Below are 14,285 nucleotides of genomic sequence, written 5' to 3'. Positions count from 1 at the left end.
AGGCTCTTCTATGAAGATTGAACGAGTGGCATTTTTTGATATCGACGGTACCTTATTTGATTCGAGCAAGTATCATTTACCTATTGAACAGCAAGTGCCCGATTCAACATACTTAGCCATTGAAAAGTTAAAAGCAAATAATGTACTGCCCATTATTGCAACTGGTCGATGGAAGAATCGTATGCAGGACTTAGGGGATTTGTTAAATATTGACTCATTTATCACTTCAAACGGTCAAGCCGTCCATATTGAAAATGACCTTGTCTATCAAAATTATATCGACCAAGCATTAGTTGAGCGTACTATTGATGAAATGCGTTTTCGTGATGTTCCAGGATTTTTTGATACCAAGAAGGGCTTACACTTATTACCTAACGTTGTGCATGCCAGAGATTATGGTGAACCATTTAAGATAGTGCCTGATACCGAATATCCAGAGCATGTCTTACAAATGCTTGTGACAACGGAAAATATTCGTATCGTTAGTGACTGGTTGACTGAATTAAAAGTGGTGCAAACCGCTCCAAGCCATTTAGATATTTATCCATTTGATGTATCAAAAGCTAATGGAATCGATAAGGTCCTAGATGTGTTGAACCTAGATATCTCACAAACCTATGCATTTGGCGATGCGGATAATGATCTAGAAATGTTAGCCAAAGTCGGCACTTCAGTTGCCATGGGTAACGGGACGGATAATGTGAAGAAGACGGCTGATATCATTACTTCTGAAGTTTGGAACGATGGAATTTACAAAGCCTGCGAACAATTAGGTTTGTTTGATTAATTTTTGAAGAAGGGCAATCACCAGTTTGCTAGGAACTCTTGGAATAGAGAGGATAACTCGCTTAGTGGAGATTGTTCTTTTTTGTGACTAAAATGGTTCAGATTGCTCTTTATTTGAAGTCCCCACATTCAAAAGAAGTGCTAAAATTTTATAAAAAATTAGCTTTGACCGTAAAAGCATTCATTTTTCACTTAGTTGAATAAGAAAAAAACAATAAAAATCCCCGAGGAAAATGATCATCATACAATTAACCTCGGGGTATTTAGCTTATAAATTACCATCTAAAAGATCTTGGATAACCTTAGATACACCTAAGTCATTATTTGAAGGTGCAATAAAGTTGGCTTGTTCTTTAATATCGTCATGAGCGTTTTCCATAGCGTAAGAATATTTAACGGCTGTCAACATTTCAATATCATTGTAATTGTCACCAAAGGCCATCATTTGATCGGTAGAAATATTTAGTAAATTGCTCAATTGATACATGGCTTGACCCTTATCGATACGCTTATTCATGATATCAATCCATTCTTTACCGGAAACAGTGGCAGAAAACCGCTGATTAAGTGCTGGACCATAAATAGCTGAGTATTGGTCAACTGCGTCATTATTCGGTGTATAGACTGTAAATTTGTTGACTACAGCATCTACTGATGCAAAGTCATCATAATAATAAATATTGGTATAGAAAGTACGGTAAACTTCGTCATATTGGTCATGTGCTTTTGGGATATAGGCTGCATCTAAGGCACATAGAATAGGAATTCCCGCTGCTGTTTCTTGTTCTAGGGTAAAGGCCATTAATTTGCGATAGTCATCTTGCTGGATAATTGAATTGAAGAGTTGCTCTTGTTGCTTTGTAATCGCTGCACCATTATCGGAAACAAAAATTAAATGGTCTTCGATATGACTGAACATATCTACTAAAGTATATAAAGGACGGCCAGATGCAATGGCGACTTGTATCCCTTGTTCTTTTAGTGCCAATACTTGGTCGGTAAAGTTTTCAGGGATTTGCCCTTTATCATTTAATAGTGTGTGGTCCATATCAATAGCAATTAATTTGATGTCTGTCATGAAAATCCTCCATACGGTATTTGTTTACTAGATGGCTCTATAGCGCTTACAATTATTAGTTCTTGCAAGTTACATCGTTAGTCTGAGGGCCAGTAAACTCTTTTATGCTATTATTATAACCATAAGCTACTGAAAACGAAAATGAAAGGATGAATGCTAGTGGGCTGTTTAGGAAATATGATTTGGATGATCTTTGGGGGGCTTATTTCTGCTTTCTCTTGGTTCATCGTTGGCTGTTTATGGTGTATAACGATCGTAGGTATTCCAATAGGAAAACAATGTTTTAAAATGGCCAAATTATCACTGATGCCATTTGGGAAAGATGTCGTTCGAGAAGCCAGTGGTTTTGGTAGTTTCTTATTAAATATTCTATGGTTAATTTTTGGAGGCTTAGAGCTGGCCTTGATGCACTTAGTGACAGCAGGAATTTTAACCCTCACAATAATCGGTATACCATTCGCCAAACAACATTTTAAACTAGCTTTACTTTCCCTTGTTCCTTTTGGGGCGAGAGTCATACCATCAGATACAGTATATATGGATATTAGATAGAATGATGTGAAAAAATAAAAAACGAGAGGCTGGGACTAAAATATCTCAGTCTCTCTTTTCTATATAAAACGTTTATAATCGGGTTTCAAAAGTCAGCATTTTCCGACACTTCTCAAAATGCGCCAATAATATGCCATTATTGTTCGGCTTTTGGTCCAGAACGTCAATTCTAAACGACTTTAGTCTAACCTTCTAGTTTTACGCTAAAATATCAGCAAAATTTAATGATGCGATTACTTTATCTAGTTCGTTTACGGGTACTTCAACTAAAAAGCTACGTTTGCCAGCTGAAAAAATGATCGTATCAAAATTTTTGGCACTAGCATCAATAACAGTTGGAAATGCCTTTTTCATGCCAATAGGAGAACATCCACCATGAACGTAACCAGTTAGTGGCTCTAAGTCTTTTTGTGGAATCATGTGAATATTTTTTTCTTTAACAGCAGCAGCGGCTAATTTCAAGTCCAATTCATGGTTTACTGGTACTAAAAAAACATAATGATTTTTAGACTTACCATGTGTGACTAGGGTTTTAAATTGTTGATCAGGATTTATGCCTAGAATGTTGGCAATATCTTCACTTGATTGGGGCTGAAAATCTTCAGCTAAGGTCATCTCAGTGTAAGGAATTTTTTGTTGGTCTAGTTTTCGGATGACATTGGTCTTTTTTACTTTTGCCATATTTATACCTGTCTTTCTATTTATACTCTTCAAATATATTTTTACATATTATTGCTTAATTTGCGAAAAAAAAGAATGTAATGAAATGACCCTTCATTCATTTTGTATGTAAAAAAACCTAACATTTTACGTTATATTTTCTTTCCTTTTTTGAAATTTTCAATGTATACTTGTAACCATCGTGTGAAAGCATTAAAAACTTATGAAGAAAGAAGTGAAAGAGTTTATGATGAAGCATAAAAAGCTATCATTCACTGTATTTATGGTAAGTTTACTTACCTTATTATGCGCTATCTCTACTGAGAAAGTTGAAGCAACTGAGACAGGTAGTGGAGATACCTATATTATTGCAACTGATACAACTTTTGCACCATTTGAGTTTGTAGATGAAAATGGTGATTTTACTGGTATCGATGTAGAATTACTAGATGCAATTGCTGCTAACCAGGGTTTTAACTATGAATTAAAATCACTTGGTTTTGATGCTGCCGTTCAAGCGGTCGAGTCTCAACAAGCAGATGCGGTTATCGCAGGGATGTCAATTACTGAGGAACGGCAACAAACCTTTGATTTTTCAGACGCATATTTTGATTCAGGCACAACATTCGCTGTACTAGAAGGCTCAGATATTGAATCATATGATGATTTACAAGGAGAAAATGTAGCTGTTAAAACCGGAACACAAGGTGCAACGATTGCACAATCAATGGCAGATGAATATGGCTTTACTGTAACAACTTTTGATGATTCTTCTAATATGTACCAGGATGTGGTTACCGGAAACTCAGCGGCTGCAGTAGAAGATTATCCTGTGATGGCCTATGCTATTAATTCAGGTGGATTAAACCTAAAAATTATCGGTGACCAATTAGAGCCAGTTTCATACGGTTTCGCTGTTTTAGCAGGTCAAAATCCAGAATTACTACAAATGTTTAATGATGGATTAGCAGCTATTAAGGCGTCTGGTGAATATGATGAAATCATTAGCAACTATCTAGGAGATGAAGAAGGCGGATCAGCTGGCAATGCTAATGGATTCTTCACTCAATTAAGTCATAATTTTCCTGCCTTGTTATCTGGTTTAGGGACTACAGTATACTTAGCGATTGTATCACTAGTAATTGCAACCATTTTAGGTATTTTCCTAGGTTTAATGCGTACCAGTGGAAATGGGGTACTTTCAGCTATTGCGACCGTTTATATTGATATTATGCGTGGTTTACCGCTAATCGTGATGTCATTCTTTATCTACTTTGGTATTCCACAAATGTTTAACGTAACTGTTTCAAGTAACTTAGCAGGGATCTTGACATTATCACTGAATGCTGCAGCTTACATGGGTGAAATTGTTCGTGGAGGCATTCAAGCTATTGATGCTGGTCAAACTGAAGCAGCTAGAAGTTTAGGTTTAACGAATAGTCAAACAATGCGTCATATCATTTTGCCACAGGCTGTGAAAGTAATGGTACCATCATTTATTAATCAATTTGTGATTACCTTGAAAGATACATCAATTCTATCTGTAATTGGTATTGTAGAATTAACACAAACAGGTCGTATCATTATCGCCCGTACTTACCAATCAGGTAGTATGTGGTTAATTGTTGGTTTGATGTACATTGTGATTATCACGATTTTAACAAAACTTTCAAATTACATTGAAAAACGTTACGTAAATTCAAAATCAACACGCTAGGATAAAGAAAAATCCAGGAAGACTTTACAGTCTCTCCTGGATTTTTTGCATGTTGCTAAATCGATTAGCAATCATTTACGCTTCTTGTACAATATTTTTTGGATGACCTTCGATAAAGGCTCTAGTATTTTCAAAAGCAATTTCTGCTCTTAATGCCATTGCTTCGTCTGATAAGAACCCAACATGTGGTGTCAAAATAGCGTTTTTAGCAGTTAACAATCGGTAGTCTGCAGGTAAAGGTGGTTCACCATCAAATACATCAATACCAGCACCTGCTATTTTGCCTTTGTTTAATAAGTCTGTTAAAGCTGCATTATCAATAATCGGGCCACGGGCAACATTTATGATTACTGCACTTTCTTTCATTAAGCTTAATTTTTCTTTGTTTAATAAATGTTTCGTTTCACCATTTAATGGTAGGTGGACTGATACAATATCTGATTGGCTTAATAATTCATCAAGATCGACTAATTCAATACCTAAGTCTTTGGCTTCTTGTTTCTCTGAACGGTTGTAACCGATAATTTTTGCACCAAAAGCTTTAAATAACTTTGCGGTTTCTAAACCAATGTGGCCAGTACCTACAATCCCAACAGTTTTTCCGTTAATCTCACGCCCTTGGAATGGACCTTGGAAATCAACCTTACGGATATCGTTATTTCCTGTACAAATTGCGCGGAATAAATCTAAGGTTAAACCTAGCGCTAATTCAGCAACAGCAGTTGTTGCATAGCCTGATGCGTTCGCAATGGCGATACCTTTGTCTTTGCATGCCTTACTGTCAACATGGTCAAAACCAGTAAAAGCCACATTAATGAATTTTGTTTTCTCTAGTTTTTCAATTACTTTAGCAGGAAAAGGATTGTTAGCAATCATCACAATATCTGCATCCTTAGAGCGCTCGTATAGTTCGTTAGGGTCTGTCGTTTTTTCAGGATAATAAGTAAATTGATGCCCATCGTCAATTAACGGTTGTGCGAGTTCGTGAATTCGTGATTCCGGCACACGCAATGGTTCTAATAAAGCAATTTTCATCGTATCTTCCTTTCTTACTTAAAGTATACAATCGATAGATACTTTCACTATAAGGTATAAAGTATTTTATTTCAATCAGTTGACACCCTATCATTTTATGAGATGATTTAAAAAGGTAGGTGATTGACGTGATTTTATTAGGTTTGGAAATTAAATTTATGTTTGCTAGCGACTCACTAAAGGATAAACGGAGAATTTTACAAAGCATGATGAAAAAAGTCTCAGCTAAGTATGGTGTAACAGTAGCTGAAACAGGTGATTATGATCTAATAAATCAAGCAAAACTTGGGATAGGCATTGTTTCTAATTCTTACAGTTTTGCGGAGAAGATGTTAAATAAAGCTGTAGATTTTTGTGAAGACCATTATCCCATTGAAGTCATCGCACAGGATTGGTATGAATAAGACATTAAATCTGTTCTTGGATAATATTTTCTAAAACTTGTTTAAAATGTACTCTATCCTCATCAGTAAAGGGTTTAGGACCCTTAGTCCGTACTTTAGCTTTCCGCAGTTGCTGACTCTCGTAGCGTTGCTGGAGTAATCGGTCGATATTCATCTTGCTATAAACCATTCCTGAATGGTGAATAACTATGGCTTTTGTTAACGCTAGAGATGCTAATCCATAATCTTGTGTGATTAAGATATCGCCAGAAGATATGAGGGAGATGATCTTAAAATCAGCAGCATCTTTACCACGATCAACATAAATTGTTTCAACATGACCTGCAGTAGGTTTTGTGGAGTAATGATCGATTGATGTGACCAAAATAACAGGTAATTGATATTGTTTGGCTATTTGAATGGCTTCTTGTTTGGTAGGACTACCATCTCCGTCAATAAAAATTTTCATGAAAAATTTTCCTTTCTATCAATTAACGAATGGATAAAATAAACGTATAATATAATGTAATCAAAAGAATAGCAGTGTTTAATAAGGAAGTGGCACTATGACCTACAATAGAAATTCAAGTCAAAAAAGACCGTATATGGGAAAATCAATCATTGGTTTTCCAAAAGATTACGTGATGATTGATATTGAAACAACTGGATTAAAACCGAATAATGATGAAATCATAGAATTATCAGCAATTCGTATTCGTGACCACCAAATAACGCAGACATTTTCAACACTTGTTCAACCAAACCAGCCAATTTCAGCTTTTATTACCAATTTAACCGGTATAACGAATGATATGGTCATGACAGCGCCCAAAATTATTCAAGCATTGCCAGAATTTTTAGGTTTTCTACAGGAAGATATTATTTTAGGCTATAACGTAAAATTTGACCTAAGTTTTATTTATGATACGGCAGTTAGTTTGTATAATGCCCCTATAAGGAATGACTATCTTGACGTGTTGACCATTGCAAGAAAATTAGTGACGGGTACACCTAATCATAAGTTGGGGACAATGGCAAAATTTTATGGTATCTCTTATCAAGGGGCTCACCGTGGTTTGAACGATTGCTTTATTACAGTGGCAGTTTATAATCAGCTTTTTCATCAAGCTAAGAAAGTTTACCAAAGTGAGCAAGATTTCAAAAATGCTTTTTATCGCCGATCTTATCCAAAGAAGATTAAAGTTGAAGATTTAAAAGCAGAAACATCTAACTTTAATCCTATGCATCCCTTATTTAATAAAACGATCATTTTTTCCGGTGACCTAGAGAATATGTCGCGTGAAGAAGCCATGCAAAGCGCTTTAAATAAAGGCGCAATATTAGGAAAATCGGTTACCTTAAAAACAGATTACTTAATCGTTGCACAATCTGACTTAAATCAACAAAAAAAGACAAGTAAATTTAAAAAAGCTGAAGAATACGCTAACCGTGGTGAAAAAATTAAAATTATTTCAGAAAAAATATTTAAACAACTACTGGAAATGTCCTAGTATTAGTCACTATGCTAGTAGGTGTTTATTGCTTTATCCTATAGACAGATATATATTTGGATAATTTATTGCAAGTAAAGAAGCTGTGAGTGGTTTGTCACAGTCTAATCTACTATAGGATTAGCCTTTGGGGCCGTGCCGTTGAATAATATCATGGTGTTTTTCAACTAGTTTGTGACCACGTTCAGTAGTTTGATAAGCAATCATAGGCATTTGTGGTGCTAAATCATCTTCACTAATTTCATTTTGGACAAATTTAATTAAAGCATCTTTCTTCATTGATGAGTAACCGGAAAGTCCGGCATTCTTTAGGATTCTCTTCAATGTGCCCGCATTGACCAAGTATAGTGTTTCTTTGGCTGACATTTGGTAAGCTAGGCCAGCTTCAATAAGGACATCTAATTCAGCTAGTGCATTAATACCATAGCTATACTCAAAGTAGCGTGGGATAGCCGATTCAGTTGAGAAGGTACCTAGGTCAAGTCGCCATAATAGAATAATATGTCCAGGAAGCAACCCTTCATCAGTACGTTGCATATTTCTTTTTGGGACAAGATTTTCCTTTTGGACAGCTAACTTATCTATAAAGGTATCAAAATCGCGATTTGGATTGATATAGGGCATTTCAGAATAGTGAGTGTGAGTATAGCGTTTTTTAACTGTATCTATGTTGGCCATAAATTTCTCCTTTAGTTTTGTTTACATTTTAACTTAGTATAGTTTCTAGGAGAAATTTAAACAAGTTTATGTAAGCAAAATAGTAAATAATCGTATAATAATTAGTGGGTTAGTGTACGGGAGGAATTATATGAAAATTGAACCAATCGGTTGGATTGAAAATGCCTTTATTGAAAAATTTGGTATTCCCAGACAAAGTATGGTAGTGCCTGAAGTAAAGGGAACAATTTACTTTTATCCACCTTTCAACCAAGAAGCTTATTTTAAAGGTATTGAAGCATTTGATTATTTATGGCTAGTTTGGCATTTTTCTGAACAAAAAGGACGTACCCATAAGGCAACAGTTAGGCCACCACGGTTGGGTGGAAACCAGAGAGTGGGGGTTTTTGCATCAAGGTCACCGTATCGACCTAATCCAATCGGGCTGTCTTCTGTGAAACTAGAAAAAGTCCATGTAGATGAAAGTGGTAAGGTCTCATTAGAGGTATCAGGTATCGATTTACGCCACAATACGCCTATATTGGATATCAAACCATATATTAAGACAGATATTCATGAAGGCGCTAGATCTGGTTTTATGGATGAGGTGGCCTGGCAACCGCTAAAGGTAGAAATAGCAGATGAGGTTTCGTCTGTGATACCAACTGATCTGGTTGAACAATTGCTTGCTGTTTTAGTCGAAGATCCAAGACCGAGAACTCAAGTGGATACTGATAAAGTATACGGCATGCGATTTGATGCATATGATATACATTTTACCGTAAAAAGTGGTATTTTAAGAGTGGTAAGTATAATCAAAGTAGATAGATAATAGGAGGATAACTATGAAATTTCTTCAATATTATAAAGCAAATTCAGATAATATTCATGTGGGTATTGAGAGTGAATTTGGCATTATAGATCTTTCGGAAGCTAGTGAGACTCTAGGAATCCCTGTCCCAAATCAAATGAAGGCAATTATTCAAGGGTCACATGAGGACCATATTCAACAAATCCTTGATTATTATACACACCATGCACACGAGGTTTCTTTCGTGGATGAATCTACTATTTCCTATGCACCAGTGGTTAATAATCCAGAGAAGATTATTTGTGTAGGTTTAAACTACCATGATCATGTCAGTGAATCGAGTATTTCAGATACCCCGGATGAGCCAGTACTATTTTCAAAATTTAACAATGCTTTAGCTAGTCATCAGCAAGTGATTCCTTTAAATTCACGAGGAGTGCAATTTGACTATGAAGGCGAATTAGCAGTGATTATCGGGAAAAAAGCCAAGAATGTGCCTAAAGATTCCGCATTAGATGCTGTCTTTGGCTACGCTGTTGCTAATGATGTATCTGTTCGTGACTTACAATTCAAATCCGGTCAATGGTTACTAGGTAAAAGCAATGATTTTTCAGCGCCCATTGGACCCTATTTAACTACTAAAGATCAGGTAGACGTTAACCGTCTTAATATTAAAACGTTTCGTAATGGGGAACTTGTACAATCGGCTAATACCCAACAAATGATTTTTAATGTGGCTGAAATTGTTTCGTATATTTCTGAATACATGACGTTACAAGCCGGAGATATTATCCTAACAGGCACCCCATCTGGTGTTGTACTAGGATATCCAAAAAATGCGCAAAATTGGCTAAAGACTGGTGATGAAATTACTGTTGAGATCGAACATCTTGGACGTTTAACCAATACCTTTGAGGTCGAAAAATAAATTGAAGTATAAAGGAGATGTAAATGCTGTTATAGTACTTTTAATCTCTTTTTTGTACAATAATGAATGATATTGCTTTATCGATAATGACATTTAAAGTATAATTAAAACATCAAAAGAAAAGGAGTTGGATATTATGGTGTGGATTGTTGTCATTGCGATAATTGTTTTATTAGTTATATGGGGGATTGGTGCCTATAATAACTTCGTACGTTCTAAAGAAATGGTTTCAAATGCCATGGCGCAAATTGCAGCACAAGTAGAATCTCGATGGGATGCCTTAACGAATTTAATTTCAGCAACAAAACAATATCAAACACATGAACACGATACATTAACTGAAATTGTAGCAGCACGTGCTAGTGTATCTCGAAACTCAACAGTTAGTGATGTAGAAAAAGATGATGCAGCCTTCAATCGTGCGTTACGTTCAATTGATGTTGTTGTGGAACAATATCCTAACCTAAAAGCATCAGAAGTTTATCAATCAACGATGAATTCAGTCAATACATATGAAAATAATGTACGTCAATCACGTATGGTCTTTAATGATACAGTTACTAAATACAATCGTTTAATTAAAACCTTCCCGAATTCTGTTATTGCTGGATTTACAGGATTTACAGCAGAAGAATATTTTGAAAATTCAGCAGAAAAAGCGGAGATGCCACAATGGTAAAAACACATCAAAAAGCTATTGGATTTATCTTAGCCTTTGGTGCGTTGTTTTTATTTTGGGTAATGCCCCAATCAGTATTAGCAAATGAAATTAATGCAATTGATGTAGAGGTGACTTTACAATCGGATGGTTCAGCATTAATTCATGAAACTTGGGATATGAATACTGATGAAGGGACAGAGATTTATAAAGGTTTAAATCTTGAGGATATTCAGGATATTTCTAATTTTACTGTTTCAATGGATGGTCAGCCTTTAGAAGAACAATCATCTTGGGATATTGATGATAGTTTCGAACAAAAAGCAGGAACCTATGGGCAAAACACCAATGAATTGAATTGGGGTATTACTGAATATGGGAATCATACTTATGAGTTATCTTATGAAATTTCAAATTTTGTTACGCAAACTTCAACGGATCAAATGGTTTACTGGCAGTTCATTAACTCAGACCTATCCCCATCACCAGATGCTGTGTCTGTAGAAATTTCTTCAGAGATAGCTTCATTCAATTATGATGATAATCGTATCTGGGGATTTGGGTACAAAGGTAATATTGATATCACAAGTAACGGTGTCGTACATACAGCCTCTACTGAGTCTTTAGGTGCTAATAACTACGTTACTATCCTATTACGTATTCCAGATGGTATGTACCCAACTGACTTTATTATTGAAGACAGAACGTTTGATTCATTTGTAGAGCAGGCTTTTGAGGGTTCTTCATATAACTATGAGGACTATGATCCTAATGCCACTTACGAAGAAATCCAAGAGATGGATGGAGTGAATGAAGCGGATACTTCTATGGGCACAGATACAAAAGTAATCCTAGGTATATCTGCTTTAGCAGCAGCAGGGGGACTTGGTGCTGGTGTCTGGAGTATTGGTCAATACGCGGCTAATCAACGAAAATATCGAAAATATTATCCAACGATGGCCACTATGGAAAGACGTACACAAGGTGAATATTACCGTCAGACGCCTAGTAAAGATATATTCCAACTATATAAAGTTTTAGAACAGTTAATTGATAATGAGAATGAATTACGCCAAAATTATATGACTGCTGGTATTTTATATCTGGTTAAAAATGGCTATATTACCGTCCGTGAAGAAGAAATTACTGGTTTCTTACGGTCTAAAGATCAAGCTGTTATATATATTCAGTCTGAGCAAGCACCAACTGGTCCTGTTGCACGATTATTTAAATTAATGCAAAAGGTCGCGCAAAAGGACGGACGTGTAGAACAAAAAGCCTTTTCTAAATATATCGAAAAAAACTATAAAAAAATTGAAGCTTATCAGTCAGCCCTGGATACCTACTCTTCAGATTATCTAGAAGACAACGGCTATACGCTTACGGGCTTAACAGCTAAGCCCCGTCGTGAAAAGACTGATTTAGATATTGCCCATGAAGTAGCGAAAGTAGCTTATACTGAAAAAGGTTTTGAATTACGAGACAATGTTGTAAAATTTAAAAACTATTTATTAGATTTCTCTTTACTAAATGAACGCCAAACTAACGAGGTAGCACTTTGGGATGAATTGATGATTTATGCCGGTGCATTTGGTATTGCAGATGAAGTAGAAGAAGAGTTTCGCAAGATCTATCCTGAATATGCAGAAATATCAACATACTCGGATGCACCATTCTTCTACTATGCTTACTATGGCTCAATGTTAAATCGTTCATATTCTGATGGACATAGCGCTGCAACAGCCTCGTCATCTTCTGGTGGCGGTGGTGGTACCAGCTTTGGTGGCGGCGGTGGTTCATTCGGTGGCGGTGGTGGCGGTGGTGTTCGCTAACTGAGCCTACTAAATTTAAATAAACATTGTGTTGGAAGTTGAGATAAAAGTAGCTGGGAATTGACGTACTTGGCCAAAAGCCGAACAATAATGAAATGTTATTGGTGCATTTTAAGAAATATCGGACAATGCTATCTTTTAAAATCTGATTATAAACGTTATTATATAGCAAAAGAGGCTGAGATATTTTTTCTCAGCCTCTTTTTATTTTTGAATATTCTCATAATCATTAAAATTAAAAGTATCGATATCATTCAATACTATTTATAATATGGAAGTTGTGATACTAAAGTGAAAAAATCCACTCCAATTACAAATTGTTGGAGGATTAGTCATCATTTTTATCAAAAAAGAACTTAAAATGAGAATTCAATAGTGAATCATGATATATTAGTCGGGATAGCTTTTTAAAAGTATAAAGATGAAAAAACTAGTTTGATAGTAGGAAAGTGAATATTATAGGAGGGTAGAATGGTAGTAAATGTTTTGGCCAATATGGCCATTATTTTTATTGACATCTATTTTATTTGGCGTTGGCAATATAGCATTGAAGAAAGACGTAATCCGACGAATAATCGTTTCTTATTTATCGGTTTACAAACAGTAGCAGGTATTTGTTTGATGCTGTCTTCCTTTATTGTGGAAGGCGTTCGCTTTGATTTTCGTCCTGTATTATTTGCCTATACCATAGTTTATTTAGGTAAGGAAATTGCATACCCATCAATGATCTTGATTGCAATTTGCCGCTTTTTATTTGGTGATTTATTAGTATCTAGCATAAGCCTTATAATTGTCTTCGCTTATATACTATTAAGTTTAGGATTGTTTGATCATTTTAAAGAAAAATTTTCACCATTACTACAATTATGGATTTTAGCCCTTGCAACAACTGTGATTACTATACCAATTTCGCTCGTTCGATTAGATGAACCACCAATAATTTTTGTATCTTATTTATTGCTAGCTGGTCTTTCCTCTGTATTTATTTATATTTCTTATCATTTCACCAAAGATTTAGATAAATTGTACCAATCCTCTGTTCATGGTAGCCTGACTACACTATATAATGCCCGAAAATTAGAAGAGGATTTAGAAAAAATTTCAAGAGAGAATCATTCGTATTCAGTTTTGATTTTAGATATAGATAATTTTAAAAAGTTAAATGATACATATGGGCATCTTGTTGGCAATAAAGCTTTAGAAGAAATTGGGATAGTGCTCAACGATTTGAAATCTGATTTATATGATTATTATCGCTATGGGGGTGAAGAGTTTGTTAGCTTGGTTTTTGACTGGAGCGGACAGAAGGCAATTAAGTTAGCAGAAAAGATTCATCAAAAAATCTCTGAGTTATTCATATTAAGTGAAGATGGAGAACCGATAAGTCTTACTGTTTCAATAGGCATAGCGCACCGCAAGTCCCATGAAGATATGAAAACTACTTTACTTAGGGCAGATCAAGCGCTGTACCAAGCAAAGCTTCAAGGAAAAAATCAAACAGTAAGTGATAAGAAAAAAGTAAATATGTGTTAAGTTATTAAATATTATCCTATCCGCATATTTCTCAATCTTAGGCTAGGAATTTCAGTCTAAAGATTGATACAATAGCTATAATACAAGAGTAGACTAGATTCGTCTTCTATGGGCATCTAGAAAAAAGAATGAAAGAGGAGAATA

At 35.4% G+C, this 14,285-nt stretch carries 15 protein-coding genes; 10 read left to right on the top strand and 5 right to left on the bottom strand.

Features of this window, described 5'->3' with window-relative positions:
- Positions 1-10 precede the first annotated feature (10 nt).
- Positions 11-787 carry a Cof-type HAD-IIB family hydrolase gene (locus tag CJ191_RS03625; RefSeq protein ID WP_070467469.1) on the top strand — a complete coding sequence of 259 codons (777 nt, stop codon included), beginning with the start codon at positions 11-13 and terminating at the stop codon, positions 785-787.
- Between the two features lie 267 nt (positions 788-1,054).
- On the opposite strand, the gene CJ191_RS03620 is transcribed toward CJ191_RS03625, so the two are convergent.
- The gene (locus CJ191_RS03620) at positions 1,055-1,864 is read right to left on the bottom strand and encodes a Cof-type HAD-IIB family hydrolase (protein ID WP_070467471.1); all 810 of its coding nucleotides are present in this window, start codon (positions 1,862-1,864) and stop codon (positions 1,055-1,057) included.
- Between the two features lie 159 nt (positions 1,865-2,023).
- Between CJ191_RS03620 and CJ191_RS03615 the strand changes: the two genes are divergently transcribed.
- Positions 2,024-2,416 carry a YccF domain-containing protein gene (locus tag CJ191_RS03615; RefSeq protein ID WP_102198998.1) on the top strand — a complete coding sequence of 131 codons (393 nt, stop codon included), beginning with the start codon at positions 2,024-2,026 and terminating at the stop codon, positions 2,414-2,416.
- A gap of 198 nt (positions 2,417-2,614) precedes the next feature.
- On the opposite strand, the gene ybaK is transcribed toward CJ191_RS03615, so the two are convergent.
- Positions 2,615-3,097: a Cys-tRNA(Pro) deacylase gene (ybaK, locus tag CJ191_RS03610; RefSeq protein ID WP_102198997.1), complete on the bottom strand. Its 483-nt coding sequence runs from the start codon at positions 3,095-3,097 to the stop codon at positions 2,615-2,617.
- 226 nt (positions 3,098-3,323) lie between these two features.
- Here ybaK and CJ191_RS03605 point away from each other — a divergent pair, with 226 nt between their 5' ends.
- A complete protein-coding gene (locus CJ191_RS03605; protein ID WP_102198996.1) occupies positions 3,324-4,793 on the top strand; it encodes an amino acid ABC transporter substrate-binding protein/permease in 1,470 nt (489 codons plus the stop codon).
- A gap of 75 nt (positions 4,794-4,868) precedes the next feature.
- Here the strand turns inward: CJ191_RS03605 and CJ191_RS03600 are convergent, their stop codons facing one another.
- Positions 4,869-5,828 (bottom strand): 2-hydroxyacid dehydrogenase, encoded by a 960-nt coding sequence (locus tag CJ191_RS03600; RefSeq protein WP_102198995.1) that lies wholly within the window; start codon positions 5,826-5,828, stop codon positions 4,869-4,871.
- A gap of 158 nt (positions 5,829-5,986) precedes the next feature.
- Between CJ191_RS03600 and CJ191_RS03595 the strand changes: the two genes are divergently transcribed.
- Positions 5,987-6,232, top strand: a complete 246-nt coding sequence (locus tag CJ191_RS03595; RefSeq protein ID WP_257994118.1) for a DUF503 domain-containing protein — start codon at positions 5,987-5,989, stop codon at positions 6,230-6,232.
- 4 nt (positions 6,233-6,236) lie between these two features.
- Here CJ191_RS03595 and CJ191_RS03590 read toward each other — a convergent pair whose 3' ends face one another.
- Entirely contained in the window at positions 6,237-6,680 is a 444-nt protein-coding gene (locus CJ191_RS03590) for a YaiI/YqxD family protein (RefSeq protein ID WP_070467482.1), read from the bottom strand.
- Positions 6,681-6,777: 97 nt separating this feature from the next.
- Here CJ191_RS03590 and CJ191_RS03585 point away from each other — a divergent pair, with 97 nt between their 5' ends.
- On the top strand, positions 6,778-7,722 hold the full coding sequence (locus CJ191_RS03585) for an exonuclease domain-containing protein (protein ID WP_102198993.1): 945 nt from the start codon (positions 6,778-6,780) through the stop codon (positions 7,720-7,722).
- A 120-nt stretch (positions 7,723-7,842) separates the two neighbouring features.
- Here CJ191_RS03585 and CJ191_RS03580 read toward each other — a convergent pair whose 3' ends face one another.
- Positions 7,843-8,400: a hypothetical protein gene (locus CJ191_RS03580; protein ID WP_070467485.1), complete on the bottom strand. Its 558-nt coding sequence runs from the start codon at positions 8,398-8,400 to the stop codon at positions 7,843-7,845.
- Positions 8,401-8,530: 130 nt separating this feature from the next.
- Here CJ191_RS03580 and tsaA point away from each other — a divergent pair, with 130 nt between their 5' ends.
- From tsaA to CJ191_RS03555, 5 genes are all read left to right on the top strand, one after another.
- Positions 8,531-9,211, top strand: coding sequence for a tRNA (N6-threonylcarbamoyladenosine(37)-N6)-methyltransferase TrmO (gene tsaA / locus CJ191_RS03575; RefSeq protein ID WP_070467487.1), 681 nt, complete (start codon positions 8,531-8,533; stop codon positions 9,209-9,211).
- A 13-nt stretch (positions 9,212-9,224) separates the two neighbouring features.
- Positions 9,225-10,118, top strand: a complete 894-nt coding sequence (locus CJ191_RS03570; RefSeq protein ID WP_070467489.1) for a fumarylacetoacetate hydrolase family protein — start codon at positions 9,225-9,227, stop codon at positions 10,116-10,118.
- Between the two features lie 136 nt (positions 10,119-10,254).
- Entirely contained in the window at positions 10,255-10,797 is a 543-nt protein-coding gene (locus CJ191_RS03565) for a LemA family protein (protein ID WP_070467490.1), read from the top strand.
- Positions 10,791-12,608, top strand: a complete 1,818-nt coding sequence (locus CJ191_RS03560; protein WP_102198992.1) for a DUF2207 family protein — start codon at positions 10,791-10,793, stop codon at positions 12,606-12,608. Before CJ191_RS03565 ends, CJ191_RS03560 begins: the two co-directional genes overlap by 7 nt.
- Positions 12,609-13,079: 471 nt before the next feature.
- Positions 13,080-14,141, top strand: a complete 1,062-nt coding sequence (locus CJ191_RS03555; protein ID WP_102198991.1) for a GGDEF domain-containing protein — start codon at positions 13,080-13,082, stop codon at positions 14,139-14,141.
- Positions 14,142-14,285: the final 144 nt, after the last annotated feature.

This window comes from Aerococcus viridans, from assembly GCF_002871935.1.
In the GTDB taxonomy this organism is placed as follows: Bacteria; Bacillota; Bacilli; order Lactobacillales; family Aerococcaceae; genus Aerococcus; species Aerococcus viridans_B.
Note: the sequence above shows the minus strand (reverse complement) of the source record. Positions and strands in the feature narration are given on the sequence as shown.

Excerpts from the sequence above, each read along its gene's own strand:
- CJ191_RS03570 (WP_070467489.1), top strand. The coding sequence starts at position 9,225 with ATGAAATTTCTTCAATATTATAAAGCAAATTCAGATAATATTCATGTG.
- CJ191_RS03565 (WP_070467490.1), top strand. The coding sequence starts at position 10,255 with ATGGTGTGGATTGTTGTCATTGCGATAATTGTTTTATTAGTTATATGG.
- ybaK (WP_102198997.1), bottom strand. The coding sequence starts at position 3,097 with ATGGCAAAAGTAAAAAAGACCAATGTCATCCGAAAACTAGACCAACAA.
- CJ191_RS03560 (WP_102198992.1), top strand. The coding sequence starts at position 10,791 with ATGGTAAAAACACATCAAAAAGCTATTGGATTTATCTTAGCCTTTGGT.
- tsaA (WP_070467487.1), top strand. The coding sequence starts at position 8,531 with ATGAAAATTGAACCAATCGGTTGGATTGAAAATGCCTTTATTGAAAAA.
- CJ191_RS03595 (WP_257994118.1), top strand. The coding sequence starts at position 5,987 with ATGTTTGCTAGCGACTCACTAAAGGATAAACGGAGAATTTTACAAAGC.
- CJ191_RS03600 (WP_102198995.1), bottom strand. The coding sequence starts at position 5,828 with ATGAAAATTGCTTTATTAGAACCATTGCGTGTGCCGGAATCACGAATT.
- CJ191_RS03605 (WP_102198996.1), top strand. The coding sequence starts at position 3,324 with ATGATGAAGCATAAAAAGCTATCATTCACTGTATTTATGGTAAGTTTA.
- CJ191_RS03590 (WP_070467482.1), bottom strand. The coding sequence starts at position 6,680 with ATGAAAATTTTTATTGACGGAGATGGTAGTCCTACCAAACAAGAAGCC.
- CJ191_RS03555 (WP_102198991.1), top strand. The coding sequence starts at position 13,080 with ATGGTAGTAAATGTTTTGGCCAATATGGCCATTATTTTTATTGACATC.
- CJ191_RS03580 (WP_070467485.1), bottom strand. The coding sequence starts at position 8,400 with ATGGCCAACATAGATACAGTTAAAAAACGCTATACTCACACTCACTAT.
- CJ191_RS03585 (WP_102198993.1), top strand. The coding sequence starts at position 6,778 with ATGACCTACAATAGAAATTCAAGTCAAAAAAGACCGTATATGGGAAAA.
- CJ191_RS03625 (WP_070467469.1), top strand. The coding sequence starts at position 11 with ATGAAGATTGAACGAGTGGCATTTTTTGATATCGACGGTACCTTATTT.
- CJ191_RS03620 (WP_070467471.1), bottom strand. The coding sequence starts at position 1,864 with ATGACAGACATCAAATTAATTGCTATTGATATGGACCACACACTATTA.